17 protein-coding genes are annotated in these 14851 nt (G+C 36.9%); 10 read left to right on the top strand and 7 right to left on the bottom strand.

Annotated elements, in window-relative coordinates:
• Positions 1-80 precede the first annotated feature (80 nt).
• The 8 genes from BMW42_RS09825 (at position 81) to BMW42_RS09790 (ending at position 5258) form a co-directional block, all read left to right on the top strand.
• Positions 81-653 (top strand): DUF4126 domain-containing protein, encoded by a 573-nt coding sequence (locus BMW42_RS09825; protein WP_092767495.1) that lies wholly within the window; start codon positions 81-83, stop codon positions 651-653.
• A 37-nt stretch (positions 654-690) separates the two neighbouring features.
• Complete coding sequence (locus BMW42_RS09820) at positions 691-1413, top strand: hypothetical protein (protein WP_092767493.1); 723 nt, start codon at positions 691-693, stop codon at positions 1411-1413.
• A 245-nt stretch (positions 1414-1658) separates the two neighbouring features.
• The gene (locus tag BMW42_RS09815) at positions 1659-1862 is read left to right on the top strand and encodes a hypothetical protein (protein WP_051586633.1); all 204 of its coding nucleotides are present in this window, start codon (positions 1659-1661) and stop codon (positions 1860-1862) included.
• Positions 1863-2388: 526 nt separating this feature from the next.
• Complete coding sequence (locus tag BMW42_RS09810) at positions 2389-3054, top strand: RluA family pseudouridine synthase (protein ID WP_092767491.1); 666 nt, start codon at positions 2389-2391, stop codon at positions 3052-3054.
• Positions 3055-3220: 166 nt separating this feature from the next.
• Positions 3221-3601, top strand: coding sequence for a ribonuclease E inhibitor RraB (locus BMW42_RS09805; protein ID WP_035269856.1), 381 nt, complete (start codon positions 3221-3223; stop codon positions 3599-3601).
• Between the two features lie 139 nt (positions 3602-3740).
• Entirely contained in the window at positions 3741-4079 is a 339-nt protein-coding gene (locus tag BMW42_RS09800) for a zinc ribbon domain-containing protein YjdM (protein ID WP_035269853.1), read from the top strand.
• Positions 4080-4316: 237 nt separating this feature from the next.
• Positions 4317-4781 carry a YybH family protein gene (locus BMW42_RS09795; RefSeq protein ID WP_092767489.1) on the top strand — a complete coding sequence of 155 codons (465 nt, stop codon included), beginning with the start codon at positions 4317-4319 and terminating at the stop codon, positions 4779-4781.
• Positions 4782-4853: 72 nt separating this feature from the next.
• Positions 4854-5258, top strand: coding sequence for an NUDIX hydrolase (locus tag BMW42_RS09790; protein WP_092767487.1), 405 nt, complete (start codon positions 4854-4856; stop codon positions 5256-5258).
• 10 nt (positions 5259-5268) lie between these two features.
• Here BMW42_RS09790 and BMW42_RS09785 read toward each other — a convergent pair whose 3' ends face one another.
• The 7 genes from BMW42_RS09785 to BMW42_RS09755 form a co-directional block, all read right to left on the bottom strand.
• Positions 5269-6219: a tRNA dihydrouridine synthase gene (locus BMW42_RS09785; RefSeq protein ID WP_213032613.1), complete on the bottom strand. Its 951-nt coding sequence runs from the start codon at positions 6217-6219 to the stop codon at positions 5269-5271.
• A 114-nt stretch (positions 6220-6333) separates the two neighbouring features.
• Positions 6334-9081, bottom strand: coding sequence for a polymer-forming cytoskeletal protein (locus BMW42_RS09780; protein WP_143047411.1), 2748 nt, complete (start codon positions 9079-9081; stop codon positions 6334-6336).
• 41 nt (positions 9082-9122) lie between these two features.
• Complete coding sequence (locus BMW42_RS09775; protein WP_092767483.1) at positions 9123-9785, bottom strand: PilW family protein; 663 nt, start codon at positions 9783-9785, stop codon at positions 9123-9125.
• 3 nt (positions 9786-9788) lie between these two features.
• Positions 9789-10235: a PulJ/GspJ family protein gene (locus BMW42_RS09770; RefSeq protein ID WP_092767481.1), complete on the bottom strand. Its 447-nt coding sequence runs from the start codon at positions 10233-10235 to the stop codon at positions 9789-9791.
• Positions 10207-10734 (bottom strand): pilus assembly FimT family protein, encoded by a 528-nt coding sequence (locus BMW42_RS09765; protein WP_092767479.1) that lies wholly within the window; start codon positions 10732-10734, stop codon positions 10207-10209. The genes BMW42_RS09770 and BMW42_RS09765 overlap by 29 nt, the downstream gene beginning before the upstream one ends.
• Before the next feature lies 1 nt (position 10735).
• Positions 10736-11149 carry a type IV pilin protein gene (locus tag BMW42_RS09760; protein WP_143047410.1) on the bottom strand — a complete coding sequence of 138 codons (414 nt, stop codon included), beginning with the start codon at positions 11147-11149 and terminating at the stop codon, positions 10736-10738.
• 356 nt (positions 11150-11505) lie between these two features.
• The gene (locus BMW42_RS09755) at positions 11506-12315 is read right to left on the bottom strand and encodes a cytochrome C assembly family protein (RefSeq protein ID WP_092767475.1); all 810 of its coding nucleotides are present in this window, start codon (positions 12313-12315) and stop codon (positions 11506-11508) included.
• A 143-nt stretch (positions 12316-12458) separates the two neighbouring features.
• Between BMW42_RS09755 and ffh the strand changes: the two genes are divergently transcribed.
• Both ffh and BMW42_RS09745 read left to right on the top strand, forming a co-directional pair.
• A complete protein-coding gene (ffh, locus tag BMW42_RS09750) occupies positions 12459-13865 on the top strand; it encodes a signal recognition particle protein (RefSeq protein WP_035269264.1) in 1407 nt (468 codons plus the stop codon).
• Positions 13866-13988: 123 nt separating this feature from the next.
• A complete protein-coding gene (locus BMW42_RS09745; RefSeq protein WP_092767473.1) occupies positions 13989-14543 on the top strand; it encodes an RBBP9/YdeN family alpha/beta hydrolase in 555 nt (184 codons plus the stop codon).
• The last annotated feature ends 308 nt before the right edge of the window (positions 14544-14851 follow it).

Below are 14851 nucleotides of genomic sequence, written 5' to 3'. Positions count from 1 at the left end.
TTAAACAAAAGCCCTATTACACCATAGGGCTTTTTTGTTACCTTAATAAAATTAAAAACATATAAATAAAAAGGTTTGCTATGGAAACAATACTCGGTTTATGTCTTGGTATAGGATTGAGTGCTGCATGTGGCTTCCGCGTATTTGTTCCCTTATTGGTGATGAGTATTGCCGCTATTATGGGCATTTTTGAACCCATAAAAGGTTTTGAATGGTTGGCGATGCCAGCGGTCTGTATTGCACTCTGTTTTGCCACACTGTGTGAAATAGGCGCTTATTACATCCCATGGGTAGACAACTTACTCGATACCATTGCAACACCTGCCGCGATGGTGGCTGGAACATTGACAACCATGGCTGTAAGCTCTGGTGAAATGTCGCAATTTGCAAGTTGGGCTGCCGCAATCATCGTCGGTGGTGGAACAGCAGGAGCAGTGCAACTTGGGACAGTGGCAGCACGGGGTGTATCGACCGCAACCACGGGTGGCGTGGCAAATCCTGTGGTTTCTACAGGTGAGTGGGTCAGCGCATTGGTGATTTCCGTATTGTCATTCTTTATACCAGTATTGGTAGTGATCGCTTTACTAATTGGTGTGGTTTGGGCAGTACGTTGGTTCAAAAAGAAAAAGCTGCGTCAAGCTGATGCTCAGTAAATTTATAAAAGAAGTATTAAAAATACTCGGATAAAGAATGAAAAATATATTGGCATTTTTTCAAGTTTTAATTGGGCTTTACTTTTTGGGTGATCTGATTAGACAGAATCCAAAGATTGATGGGTTTTTACAAAATACTGAAAAAAAATTTTCAAATTGGAATCACAAGCTCAAAGATTCAAATGCAAAATCAGGCTTATTTTTGTTGAAGAAGATTCATGGTTACTTATCTATAATTTTTATCATTATATTTCTCGTTATCCAAAAATTATGGCCTTCACAAATTTATTTGCTTCATCTTCTGTCCGCTGCTTTCGTTGCTTGTATATTTGTTTGGTTGTCTTTGACCTGGACAATTGATCATAAAAACATGATCCTTTCGATGGCAAAGCAAGTTGCTTTTTTAAGTGTAACGCCTTTTATTGCAGGAATAATGGACTATCTTTTTTCATTAAATTTTACAGCAATATTTGTTCAGATATACAACACGCTCGCACAGACACTGCATTTGGAACCGAGCGGGATGCATCATCCAATTATTATGGGGCTTGTAGGCAGTCTTATTTTGACAAGCTTATTTGTCATCTATTACATAATAATGTGGGTGATTTCGCTACCAACACTACTGATTTTTCTATTATTTATGCTGAGTGCTCAGAGAATTGCCAAATTAATTAACAGTATTGCGCCTAAACAGCCTTTAATGGGTTTAGCTGTAATATTGTTTATCATTCTGACGTTTGTTCAAGCAAATATCTAAATTATTCAGTGGATGAATTGAATTTACAAACTTCTGAACAAACTATATCTTTGATTTTTAAGTGAGATTGTTTAAATATTTAAAAACCACGATCAATTTTACAGCTATTTTAGCTCAGTATTGGTCTAAAGCTTGCTTTAGATTTATAGCACTTAAGCTCATTGAAGACTGAAATAAACTTATAGGATCACCCTGTGAATACAGTACAAGAAAAATCCCGCGCAAAACTTCCTTTTAAAGTCCACATGATGGCAGGCTGGCCGTTGTTACTACTGATTATTGGTGGTGCTGTGGGTGGTGCACTCGGTGCAATTGCTTATACAATTAACCTCAAAATTTATAAATCTGAATTATCTCAACTACAAAAAGTACTCGCTAATCTTATGTGCGGAATGTTTGCCATGATGTTGTGGTGGAGCATTGCATCTTGGATTCAAGCCAGTCTCTAAAATGAAAGGTCAACTTGAATTTTAATTGCAATATTTAGCTAAAAAACGCTAAAAAAAGTGTATCAATGAACCTATTTGGGAAAAAATATTATATTTATAAGGTGATATGAAATATTTTTTTATTCGATGCTAAAATTCGTTAATCTTAGGAAATTAATCCCGACGCAGTCTCGCTATTATATATCTCAAGGGTGTGACGGGATCGAAAAGAGTAGATTGCTACCAGTTGCGTACAACGTGCGTGTAGTACTTACCCAAAAGGTCTTGATTCGGCTTAGGACGCTATAAACCAGAAGTTTATAGGCAATAGGGTTATAACTTACAAAGTTATAATAGTTGAAGTAAACAACATGTTTTCCCTGACACCCTCAAAAATTCTCTTAAAAAAATTATAATTCTCAATTCTCAATTCTCAATTCTCAATTCTCAATTCTCAATTCTCAATTCTTAAATCGCGCATCTTATAAATTGACACTGAGTTGATCAGTTGCTATTTTTCCGCATCCCAAAGAAATGCTTTGTTCACATGCCTTTAGACGATAATTTTGTATATATGCCACCTCAAGGTCCGCTTAACATCGTCTATGAAGATGATGATTTGGTGGTCATTGATAAACCAGCAGGATTATTGTCTGTGCCAGGACGCTTGCCTGAACATCATGACAGTGCATATTCAAGAGTGATTGCTCAATATCCAAATGCAAAAATTACTCATCGTCTAGATATGGCAACCTCTGGAATTTTGATGTTTGCAAAACATCGCGATGCTGAAGTGGCTGTGAGCAAAATGTTCCAAGCGCGCACCGTGAAAAAAAATTATGTGGCACTGGTGCAAGGTAAAATTGCACAACAGGGACAAGTAGACTTGCCTTTAATTACGGACTGGGAAAACAGACCGAGACAAATCGTTCATTTTGAACTTGGAAAACCAGCCTTAACACTGTTTGAATTGGTCGCTTATGATGCGCATTTAGATATTAGCCGTGTCTTGTTGACGCCAATAACGGGGCGTTCTCATCAATTACGCGTACATATGCAAGCCATAGGTCATCCGATCACAGGTGATAAACTCTATCATCCAAACCCTAAACTCAGTAATTTAGGGAGAATGGCTTTGCATGCAAGTTATTTAGAGTTTCAACAACCGTTAAGTGGTATTGAAATTAAAATTGTGAGTGAAGTTCCATTTTGAATGAAACGCTTCAAGCAGAATATGTAATGTGAGTGCCTAACTAAAATTTAACAATTACGATCATATAAGTTTAAGAACAATTTCTAATGAATTCTTCTCCAAAATGAAATAAATATAGGCTACTCTAGGATATTGTATACGCAATAACCACAATAAGGATGAACGTATGAGCCGTGATTTAGAACAATTTCCAAATGATGATAATGGCGATGTACTGTGGCAAATGTTCCAGGATGGAGATGATTTAAGCGAGCCGCATGAGATTGAGTACTCAATTGCTTTTAGCTCTAAAGACAAAGCTGAAAAATGTGCCTTGTTCTTGCTTCAGGAAGAACAAAAGATCAGTTTATTTATTGATGAAGAGTCTGAATCCGCAGAATGGATTATCACGATTTACGTGTACATGGAGCCAGAATACTCAGATATTGTGGATTTGGAAGAGTGGTTTACCAAAATAGCCAATGACTATGACGGTGAGTACGATGGATGGGGATGTATGGCATATGTATATGATGATGAAGATATAGAAGATGAGTTTCAAAGCTAAACAAGGCTAGAGCCAATAAAAGAACCTAAGTGATTGAACTTAGGTTTTTTATTTAAACCTTATAAAATTTAAGGTTTTTTTCTATTCGCTAGTTGAAAGTGGTATATTGAGCAAAATTTTTTAATTTTTTGGATTTTTTATGTCTTTGCCAAATTGCCCAAAATGTTCCTCTGAATATACTTATGAAGATGGGGACCTCTTGATCTGCCCAGAATGTTCACATGAATGGAAAGAAGGAGAGACACTCGAAGAAGTGGTTCAGATCAAAGATGCAAATGGCAATCTTCTTGCAGATGGTGATACCGTAACGGTTATCAAAGATTTAAAAATTAAAGGTTCATCATCCGTAATCAAAGTCGGTACTAAAGCAAAAAGTATTCGTTTGTTGCCAGATGCAACGGATGGTCATGATATTGATTGTAAAGTAGATGGTTTTGGCGCAATGAAACTTAAGTCCGAATATGTAAAGAAAGCATAAGCTTTTATAATGGCTTCAGTGAAACTGGGGCCAATTTTTTTATGTGATAATAACTCGTCGTTGGTTTTAATTTGATCATAATGATAAGTTTTAATAAATAATGGTTGTTTTTTATCAATTTAAATTGAATTTTAGATACAAATTAGAATAAAAATTTCTTTGCTTGGCACAAAATAACATTACAGTTTTTCTTTAAAAGTGTTAACTTCATCACACTAATAACAATAAGGTCACATCATGTCTATTCAGATTGAGGGTAATGTTGTTGCTGCTCATGAAGTATTAGCGCAATTAAAAGAATGGGATTCAGCATTAGTGGGTAATAATGTTGATGCGTTAATCGAACAATGTGCGCAAAATGTAAGTATGTTTGATGTCAGCACCCAACTTGAGGGAGCTGAAGCTTATCGAAAAGAATGGCAAAAATTTAGTCCCTATTTCTTCGATGGAATGCAAATCACTCGCCGTGATGTAAAAGTGCATGCGAGTGATCATTTGGTTGTATTACATTGTCACTCTAAAGTGGAACATAAAGCCTTAAAAGGTCAGTTGCAAATGCCTTGGTGTCGTACAACATTATGTCTACAAAAAACCAATGAACAATGGGTGATGGTACACCAACATATTTCTATGCCTGTAGACTTAGCAACGGGAAAGGCTATCATCTTGAAGGATAAATCAAAATTAAGGCTTGTGGTTTAGCTTATCTTGAGCATTTAGATGGGCTTAAACAGTGTTATCTTTCATGAATGAGTTAAATTCTGGAGACGTGTCATGGGATTTTATGATTTTTATCGTTTGAGTTCTCATGCGGTGATCACCAACCCAGAGGGACAAGTCTTATTACTGAAAGCAAACTATGCCAATTACAGTTGGGGGTTGCCAGGTGGTGGTTTAGATCAAGGTGAAACCATACATCAAGCTTTGCTCAGAGAATGTAAAGAAGAAATAGGTTGTGATGTAAGCATCCAATATTTATCAGGGGTCTACTATCACGCACATGTAAACTCACACACCTTTATATTTAGATGCATGATTGAAAATAACGCCCAAATTCAACTCTCTGAGGAACATACGGAATATGCATGGTATAGTCTAGAGCAACTGTCTGAAGTTCAACGCACTCGCGTTCAAGACTGTCTGAATTTTCAAGGTGAAGTTCGGAGTTATTCATTCTAGAATTTAGAAATTAGACAGTTGGCATAATGTTTTGAAAATGATTGAGCTTAGCAATGATTTCATCTACTTGTTTCAGACGTTTCACCTCATCCCATAACAGTTTTGCTTCAGGATAATGTTTAGACATCATACCTAGCCATTGCTTATAACGTCCGACCATATTCATTTCTTTTTTATAAGAACCATTTAAGAAGCGAATTTGGAGTGTAATTAAATCGCTCCATTGTAATATCGCTTCGTCTTTATTTTGTCGGATGCATTGTGTGACATCGGGTGTTGTCACTGCTGCACGACCAATCATTAGATCTTCACAACCTGACTCTAGTAAACACTGGCGCGCATCTTGGTTATTCCAGATTTCACCATTGGCTATCACATTAATGCTAAGCGCATGACGAATGGGTTGAAGTTGATCCCAAAAGGCGGGTGGGGTGTAGCCATCTGCTTTTGTTCGTGCATGAACGGTAACCCAAGCGGCACCAGCATCTTCTATCGCATGTGCATTTTCTAGGGTGAAATTACGATCCATATAACCTAAACGCATTTTTGCTGAAACTGGTATTTCAGCAGGCACTGCATCACGTACAGCTTTAACCAGTTGATACACTGTTTCAGGTTCATCCAATAATACAGAACCACCTCGATGCCTGTTTACTGTTTTAGCTGGACAGCCAAAATTCATATCAATTGCAGGTGCACCTAACTCCACCGCTCGAACGGCATTTGCAGCCAACATGGTTGGATTATTCCCTAAAAATTGAACATGAACGGGTGTTCCTGCTGCTGTTTTGCCATCGTTCAATAATTCGGGACAGTAAGAATGATAGATGTGATCTGGAAGGACAGAATCAGTGACACGGATAAACTCAGTTACACACCAGTCGAAGCTGCCGACATGTGTGAGAACATCACGCATGATGGGATCAGTTAAACCTTCCATGGGTGCTAAAACGAGTTTCACTTGGTCACCTGAATATGGGAAAAACGGTGTTATACGGTGTTTTGTATAGCTTGTCTAGTCAGAAATTTCACACAAAAAAAAGCCCAAACTTATGTTTGGGCTTTTCGCTTCCAATTATTGATATTTAGCCCATTGTAGGTCTGCATTTTTAATGGCGATGAAATCATTGGCATTCACATCATCAACTTTATTTAAATTTTTATATTCATTTTTGGGAATATAAATATTTGTACCAGCACCCATTGTATTGTGTTGTTGAACACTAGTATACGGTGGGACACCTTGAGAGCTGATATTACCAAAGATTCCATTTTTTTCACCGATACCACATGCTGCACTACCTTCAACATTACTTCTTGCTAATACGTCACCATAAATTTGTGCACATGCACCAATACGCACAACTTGATTAGACATCAAGGCAACTAAACCAAGTTCTAACTTTGTTATTTCTTTATTATCAATAGTCACTGTATCAAGCGTACCGTTAGGTAATCTATTGGTATTTTTATACATCGTATTCGCATCTTGGCACAAATTCACTGGCGTCAAGAATTTGTTCGATAAAGTTGCAGGTGTTGTTGCAGGTGGACTAACACTAAACTTAGTATTAGACGTAGTGCCTAAGTTTCGTGAACAAATTAAGGCATCTGTTGCATTTGGATTTCGCGTAATATTACGAGGCGAATAAATGCGAGGAGACATCGCAATCGCATCAATATCACCTTCAGCAAGGAAAGTATTGGTGAATACAGAATCAGTACTATCCGCCGCAAGATTCGCTTTACCAGAAATAATTAATTTACCTTCGAAATACAGAATACCTGGAGCAAAACTTGCGTTATCGAATGTAGATGTATCCATTGAACGAATATACCAAGTGTCTGGTAATGTATAGTCATAATCTTTAGGCCAGCCAAATATATAACGATCTTTACCATCAAGACCATTGAAGTCTAAGCTGACCCGTGGAAGATATCCAATAATTTGGCTCGTACAATAACCGCTCTTATGCTCAGTACGTAGCCCTAAACTATTGGTCATGACCTGTTCTTCATGAATAGTTTCACAAATAGCACCGACATAATCTTTGCTATTCAAGGTGTATTTCCCTAAATAGAAACCTCGTGAGCCTGAGTTTGAGTTCTCAGGGTCAATTTTCATGATTTGAGTTTTATTTCCTGAAGTATCTACAGCAAACTGTTTGTGAATATTATTAGTAGCGTCATATTCATACATGTAAGTGATTCTAGAGCTCTCATTGCGAAGATGATTTAAATATACGCGAGCAGCGCCATATTCACGTACGAAAATATAGTTTGCATCATTTCGATATTGACGAACATCGACTCTGGTTTCAAACGTCATATTTTGAATTGCTTCTTGAATACTGGCTATGGTTTCAGAAATATCGTATTTAGGAATATCTGGAAAAGTACTGAGCTGAGGGATGCTTGTGAGTTTTTCATAAATTTTTCCACTAATTGCATTCTTAAATCCTTCAACTACACCATTCTGATTTGAAGTACTAAAGTTGGCAAGATAGACATCACCTTTTACGTCTTCAGCAATAAGACCATCTAATAAGCGTAATGGACCGTTAGAATACACATTTCCACCAATCCAACTTGTACTTAAGCGGACTCCAGCCTTGTACACGCCAATCCCTTGTTTCGACTGATTGTGAGCATAGGCCGATTGTTCAATTTTGGAGAAGGTATCAAGGTCAATAAATTCTTTGGCTCTTACACTGCCCTTAACGTCACTACTAGAAATATTAACTTTCCCGCCTGATGTAATATCACCCGTAACAACACTAGTTCCGATCATTGTTACGTTGCCACCTGCCATGACATTTCCGTTGACTTTACTAGAAACGGAAATATTGACATTCCCTTGGTGTGTGGTGATAGAAGACACTTCAACATTCGTGCGTAGTGTTACATCTTTATTGGTATGCAAGTTTGCAGCATAGCCACCTTCTGTAAGGCTAATATTTCCGTCAGTGGAAATATTTTGAGCTTTAGAACCAAGAGAAAGTGTGACATCACCAATTGCTTTAATATTTTCTGCTTTGACATTGGTTAACAGTTTAACCCACTCACCAGATGAAATATTGCCAAAATTTCCGCCGTTAATAATGTGAACATAGCCCTCAGCATTGATGTTAATTACAGCCCCATTTCTTGTACCACAGGCATCAATTAAACAATCAATATAGACATTTCCACCTTTACCATCTTTGTCTTTCTTAACGTTAATAGTTAAGTTTTTGATATTTTTGATTTTGAAACCAGCTTGTAAGGACAGGCTGCCACCATCGACATTCAGTTCGACATACTCATCTGGTTTAGTTGGATCTTCGCCGGAAATGGTAGTGCCAGACATAAATGTTTGACCAGTGAAATTAATAACACTCTTGTACTTAATCAGGTCTGCTGCAAGGTCATAGATTGCTTGTATCGTAGTAGCTGATTGAGCTGACCCACTTTTCGACAGAATATTTGCGATGACAATACATTTGGTTCCAGTAGAACCATCTGGGTTATTGGTTAAACCATTGCAACCTTTTACATCTTTTACTTCAACCGTGACATAACGTTGGTTGGTATCATCATTTAAAAGCTGAATTTCACCTGTATTTAATAAGCTTTGGCGAAAGTCGTTAATATCGGTATCCTTATATTTTTTTAATAAATATTCACGAAAGGCACTAACACCTGACCATCCCATGAGTTGTACGTTGGTTTGTGCATGCGCAGCAACATTTGCTTCTTTGTTGGAGATGAGTGATTTTGCAACAGTCGATGTTATGATCATCACTGTAAGCCCGATGAGCAAGACCAAAAGAATAGTGGCCATGCCTTGCTGCTTTCTTAAACTATTCATCTTTAATCTCGCTCTTAAAGGTTAACAATGTTATTAAGACAAACGGTATTACTCACTGTTTGACCAATGTTTGAATTTTGCATTTCATCTGCGTATTGACGATTAGCAGTAATCGTCAGTTGGCGCGTACCTTTGGAGTTGTTTTTATCAATTCCAAAAGGTGTACAATTTCCCGGTGTTAATACAAAGTTAAAAACGGTGCCTGTTTCTAAGGTCTTAAAGGAAACAATATGCTGTTTTTCATCAGGTTGGCTAAAAGTTTCTATATTTAATACTGCTTCAGACCCACAGTTATTCTTTTTAAGAAAGATTAAGCGATATGTATCACCTTCTTTTTCTTGAGTTAATGCTTCACAGTTGTAATTAATCGTTGTATTTGCAGACATTAAGCTTGTTACAGGATCTGGATTCATTCGCCAGAAAACAGCAGGTAAATTTTGAGTGTCCACTCCTACAGCAATATCTGATGTTTTTCCTGAACCATAGCCTGCATTTTGAACGAGCTTCTGTGCAACTGATAATGCTGTTCGTATTTGAGCATCGTATTCCGAATCACGAGAAGAACTAATACCAATTTGAGTCGTCTGTTTAAAAAGCATGAGCATCATTAGCATGCATAACATTGCAATGACTAATCCAACCATCAACTCAACGAGCGTAAATCCTTTTTGACTCATGATTTATCTCCCGACTCGATAACAATCTAAGCCTTCCATACTGTCTTCAGCGCAGGTCTTGGCATTAGATTGATTTGTACTCGCAGCTAATACAGGCCATGTAATTTTTGTACCTGCGACACCGCTCGTTTCACTAATATTTTCAGAATTCAAATTGCAATAAATGTAGTAGGTATTACCATTTAATGTGAACGATTTACTTTCGGTAGATTGGTTATTGAATGAAGCACAAACATCAGTTGAATCAGTAGATATAGTGATGGTTTGTAAGCGATTTTGCAGTTCGTTTATCACTATATTGTCAATGTTCATATATCGTTGCGTGTTCAACATTTTGCTGATTGCTAAACCGCTACCAAAAACAATAATCGAGAATATAAGTAAACCAACAAGAGACTCCAACAATGTGAAACCACGTTGATTAGTTGATTTGAATGTTTGCTGATTCATTATTCTTCTCAACTGTAACGGTTAAATTTAAATTTGAATTGCACGTTGCTGATGCTGAACTTGCAGCAACCAACATCCCATTCGAGTTAAAAGATAGACAATAAAACTCTGTATTATTTACTTTGAAAAATACATTCGATGCATAGGGGATTTTTTGAAGGATATAGTTTTGGTCAGGCGAGTTGCCGTCACTTGTTGAACACGCATCTGTATTGTCCTTAGCAACTCGAATCACTCTAATTTCTTGATGGGTTTTATCTATACAAACAGATGCTGCTGCAAGTGAAGACTCTTGATTATTCGTGTTTCGAATTGCTGCAGAACGGGCTTGATAAGTCGCATTTTTAATACCTGCTAGCGCTCCATCAACATGACTTTGATCTACCCAAGCTCTGGTTAAAGAAGTACCTACAAATAACAAAATAGCCAGTACAACGATCGTAATCATTAGTTCGATCAGCGTGAAACCAAGTTGTTTTCTATAACCAGTATTTTGCATATTATTTCACCCAGTCAGTATATGAACCACAACCGGCCACGGTACGAGTTCCATCATTTTTGAGTGTTAATGTACAACCTAAAACTCTTGCTTCAGTTCCTATTGCCTGAACCGCATAATTCACACCATCTGATGAAGTGTACGTAAAATTAAATGAATCAGAACTTGGATTCCAAGTTGTAAATTTAGTTTTTACTGCGTTGGTATTTGATAAGGTTTCTTTAGGGTAGTTTAGTGTTCTTTGATATGCATTTTCAGCACCTAATGAAAGTGCGATTAAATTCGATTGAGCTTCTTTGATTTTTGCTTTGGTGACGTAGTTTTGATAACTAGGTACTGCAATTGCGGCCAAGATTGCAACAATAATGATGACGATCATTAATTCGATTAAGGTAAAACCTTTTTGCAATTTCATACATACCCCAAAATAATCATCAAAAATATCCATTTACTAACTGTAACATTAGTTACTAACCTAAATAATAACAACTTATAGGAGACTAATGGGGGGTATTAAGCGATGAACAGACTATTAATATTAATTAATTAAATAATTCAAATAATATTAACTATTATTTATTAAATCATCATAAAGGTTTAATGTAGTTTTTATTTTAAGTAATTGATTTTTATTACTATTTTTAATATGAAAATTTTATTTATACTTAAAATTTATTTCCCTATATTTTAAATGTATTTAAAATGTATAAAATTTAATATGATGTGATATTTATTTAATTATTATTTATTGTGATTTAAATCACACAATTGTTATTTTCCTAGAATCATTTCTAATACAAATTTTGATCCAATAAAGCCTATTGCAAGTAAAATAAAACCAATAATAGTAAAGCGTCTCGCTTTTTGACCGCGCCAACCAAAACGATAATGTCCAAATAAAAGCGCACCGTAAACAAACCAAGAGACAATACTAAACGCTGTTTTATGTGCCAAATGTTGTGCAAAAAAATCATCAATCGTAAAAAAGCCGAAGATAAGTGCAGTACTTAATAAAATGAAACCTGTAACAAGCATATCGAATAACAGAGATTCCATTGCTTGATAGGAGGGTAATAGATTTACCCAAACACGATGTTTCTGTTTGTTTTTTAACTCACGATCTTGTAACCACAACAAAACTGCGTGAATTGTTGCCATTAATAGCACTGCATAAGCTGAGAGTGACAAAATAATATGGACATCAAGTCCAAACGTGTTCTGTTTAAGTGTAAGTATAGGCTGGCTCAGGGAATAGCCTAAAATTAAACCCAATGCAGCTACTGGTATTCCAATCAGATTTAGCGCAAGTACAGGTCGATAAGTGCTATAAAGCAGGCTCAATAACAGCATGAGTGCTGAAGTAAATGAAAGGAGATTAAAAACATTATAGTTAATGCCGAAAGGCGTTTTCATATCTATCAATAAGACGACAGCATGCAAGATCAAGCCTAATCCAGCTACGAGACTGATAAACCAATGATTAGGGACACGTTTAGTCATTAAATGGGTAAATAAATACCAAAAGGCAGTGGTATAGGCGATCAATGCTAAAATTGTGTAAACCAAAGGGAGGCTAATCATGTCAAACCTTTTTATGGATGCTGAATATTCATCTAATAAGATATAAATTCCAAACGAACTACAGTATCCTATAGCATCTTATGCATAAATTTTCTATTTTAAGAAAGATTTTTTTGCAACAACCATTTTAAGCGGATTTTGCAATGTTTGATACCTTAACAGAACGACTCACGCAGAGTTTAAGAAATGTTACTGGCTCTGGGCAACTGACCGAAGACAATATTAAAGATACGTTACGTGAAGTGCGTATGGCACTTCTTGAAGCCGATGTTGCACTTCCTGTAACTCGTGAATTTATCGCGAAAGTTAAGGAAGAGGCATTAGGTCAAGAGGTGATGTCACAGTTATCTCCAGGCCAAGCATTCGTCAAAATTGTTCATGATGAACTCACCAAAATGATGGGTGAGGCAAATGAAAGTCTTGATCTTGCTGCAAAGCCTCCCGTTGTTGTTTTATTGGCTGGTTTACAAGGTGCAGGTAAAACGACGACTGCTGCAAAATTAGCTCGTTTTTTACAAGAGCGACAAAAGAAAAAAGTCGCAATGGTTTCTGCCGACGTCTATCGTCCTGCAGCGATTAAGCAACTCCAAACTGTAGCAGGTGAAGTCGGCGCGATTTTCTTTGAATCAAGTGCTGATGAAAAGCCAATTACGATTGCAAACCGAGCAATTGAACAAGCCAAAATTCAATTTGCGGATGTATTGATTGTCGATACTGCAGGTCGTTTACATATCGATGACGATATGATGGGCGAAATTAAAGAATTGCATGCAGCGATTAATCCTACAGAAACACTGTTCGTTGTAGATGCAATGACCGGTCAGGATGCTGCAAATACAGCAAAAGCATTCAATGATGCATTGCCTTTAACCGGTGTGATTCTTACAAAAACTGATGGTGATGCGCGTGGTGGTGCAGCACTTTCTGTTCGTGCAATTACTGGTAAGCCTATTAAATTCTTGGGGATGGGGGAGAAACTCGATGCCCTTGAACCATTCCATCCTGAGCGTGTAGCACAACGTATCTTAGGTATGGGTGATGTGCTTTCTTTGGTTGAAGAGCTTGAACGTAAAGTCGACAAAGAAAAAGCTGAAAAAATGGCGAAAAAACTGCAAAAAGGCGGCAGCTTCAACTTTGAAGATATGCTGATGCAGTTTGAACAAATGAATAAAATGGGCGGTATGATGGGCTTCTTAGACAAGTTGCCTGGCATGAGTAACTCAGGAATTCAGGATGCGATTGCTCAAGCAAATCCTGAAAAGCAAGTGAAGAAAATGGAAGCGATTATTCAATCGATGACCATCAAAGAGCGTCGCAATCCTGACTTGATGAATCCAAGCCGTAAAAAACGTATCGCAGCAGGTTGTGGTATGGATGTTGCTGAAGTCAATAAGCTGATCAAACAACATGCCCAAATGGCAAAAATGATGAAAAAATTTGCGAATCCATCGGGTATGGCGAAAATGATGAAATCATTAAGCGGTATGCAAAAGAAATTTGGTGGCGGCGGTGGCGTTGGTCCGTTATTCGGTGGAAAAGATCCAAAATAATTCCCAAAAATTAAAAAGGCGCTGTGGCGCCTTTTTTCATGCTACATAATTTTGCAAACTTACTATTTAGTTTAAAAAATAATCAATTCATGATGTTGAGAATACAGTCAAGAGTGCAAGAAAATGACACAGGTTTATGTTGTGCATGGATATACGGCAAGCCCTGAAGAAAATTGGTTTCCATGGATACAACAACAAGCTGATCAGTATGGTATTCCATTAAAAGTATTGAGATTAGATCCTTCTGAGACGCCACAATTAGGAACGTGGGAACAACAAATGAAAGAGCAAATAGCTCAAATTGATGATCAAACAATTTTTGTTGCTCACAGTCTCGGGTGTATTGCAACTTTACATTACTTAAGCCAAGTGCTTTTAAACCAAAAAATCAAAAAATTAATTCTAGTTGCTGGTTTCAATGGACGTTTAGGGCGGCTTGAGCAAGTCAATCCATTTATTGATACTGCTGATATAGATTTTGAACTCATTCGTGACCAAGTTCATGATCGCGTGGTCATTTATTCTGAAGGTGACGAGCGCGTTCTGCCTAAATTTAGTTTCCAGCAAGCTGAAAGTATTGATGCACATGTCGTTGCTGCTGAACATCAAGGCCATTTTATTGATTCAGAAGGTTGTACGGCATTGCCTGAGGTCTGGGCTGAGATTATTCGAGATTAATTCAGAAGCTATAAGCTCTCACTGACGAGTTCAACGTGATGTCACCCACATATTGATTTCTGCTCTAAAGATAAGCGTTTAGTTTTGATCATGGACTTCAATGCTCTCAACAATTGTATAGGGCTATGTCGTTTATTTCCAAAGTTTGAAGAAAATATATTTCAATGGGTTTGGAAAATTTTCGTTAACTAGATTTCAAAAATAAAAAAATAATTAATTTATTGCCTAAATTAGAAATAGAGCTATGACTTTATAATTAAAAATCATAGCTTTATTTTCAAAATTAACATTTTTTAAAACGAAGCATT

It is taken from the genome of Acinetobacter sp. DSM 11652 (assembly GCF_900109815.1).
Taxonomy (GTDB): Bacteria; Pseudomonadota; Gammaproteobacteria; order Pseudomonadales; family Moraxellaceae; genus Acinetobacter.
Note: the sequence above shows the minus strand (reverse complement) of the source record. Positions and strands in the feature narration are given on the sequence as shown.

Bases quoted from the DNA above. Each gene is read 5' to 3' on its own strand.
- BMW42_RS09770 (WP_092767481.1), bottom strand. From the start codon at position 10,235: ATGAATCAGCAAACATTCAAATCAACTAATCAACGTGGTTTCACATTG.
- BMW42_RS09745 (WP_092767473.1), top strand. From the start codon at position 13,989: ATGACACAGGTTTATGTTGTGCATGGATATACGGCAAGCCCTGAAGAA.
- BMW42_RS09780 (WP_143047411.1), bottom strand. From the start codon at position 9,081: ATGGCCACTATTCTTTTGGTCTTGCTCATCGGGCTTACAGTGATGATC.
- BMW42_RS09795 (WP_092767489.1), top strand. From the start codon at position 4,317: ATGTCTATTCAGATTGAGGGTAATGTTGTTGCTGCTCATGAAGTATTA.
- BMW42_RS09755 (WP_092767475.1), bottom strand. From the start codon at position 12,315: ATGATTAGCCTCCCTTTGGTTTACACAATTTTAGCATTGATCGCCTAT.
- BMW42_RS09775 (WP_092767483.1), bottom strand. From the start codon at position 9,785: ATGAGTCAAAAAGGATTTACGCTCGTTGAGTTGATGGTTGGATTAGTC.
- BMW42_RS09805 (WP_035269856.1), top strand. From the start codon at position 3,221: ATGAGCCGTGATTTAGAACAATTTCCAAATGATGATAATGGCGATGTA.
- BMW42_RS09765 (WP_092767479.1), bottom strand. From the start codon at position 10,734: ATGCAAAATACTGGTTATAGAAAACAACTTGGTTTCACGCTGATCGAA.
- BMW42_RS09760 (WP_143047410.1), bottom strand. From the start codon at position 11,149: ATGAAATTGCAAAAAGGTTTTACCTTAATCGAATTAATGATCGTCATC.
- BMW42_RS09820 (WP_092767493.1), top strand. From the start codon at position 691: ATGAAAAATATATTGGCATTTTTTCAAGTTTTAATTGGGCTTTACTTT.
- ffh (WP_035269264.1), top strand. From the start codon at position 12,459: ATGTTTGATACCTTAACAGAACGACTCACGCAGAGTTTAAGAAATGTT.
- BMW42_RS09815 (WP_051586633.1), top strand. From the start codon at position 1,659: ATGATGGCAGGCTGGCCGTTGTTACTACTGATTATTGGTGGTGCTGTG.
- BMW42_RS09800 (WP_035269853.1), top strand. From the start codon at position 3,741: ATGTCTTTGCCAAATTGCCCAAAATGTTCCTCTGAATATACTTATGAA.
- BMW42_RS09825 (WP_092767495.1), top strand. From the start codon at position 81: ATGGAAACAATACTCGGTTTATGTCTTGGTATAGGATTGAGTGCTGCA.
- BMW42_RS09790 (WP_092767487.1), top strand. From the start codon at position 4,854: ATGGGATTTTATGATTTTTATCGTTTGAGTTCTCATGCGGTGATCACC.
- BMW42_RS09810 (WP_092767491.1), top strand. From the start codon at position 2,389: ATGCCTTTAGACGATAATTTTGTATATATGCCACCTCAAGGTCCGCTT.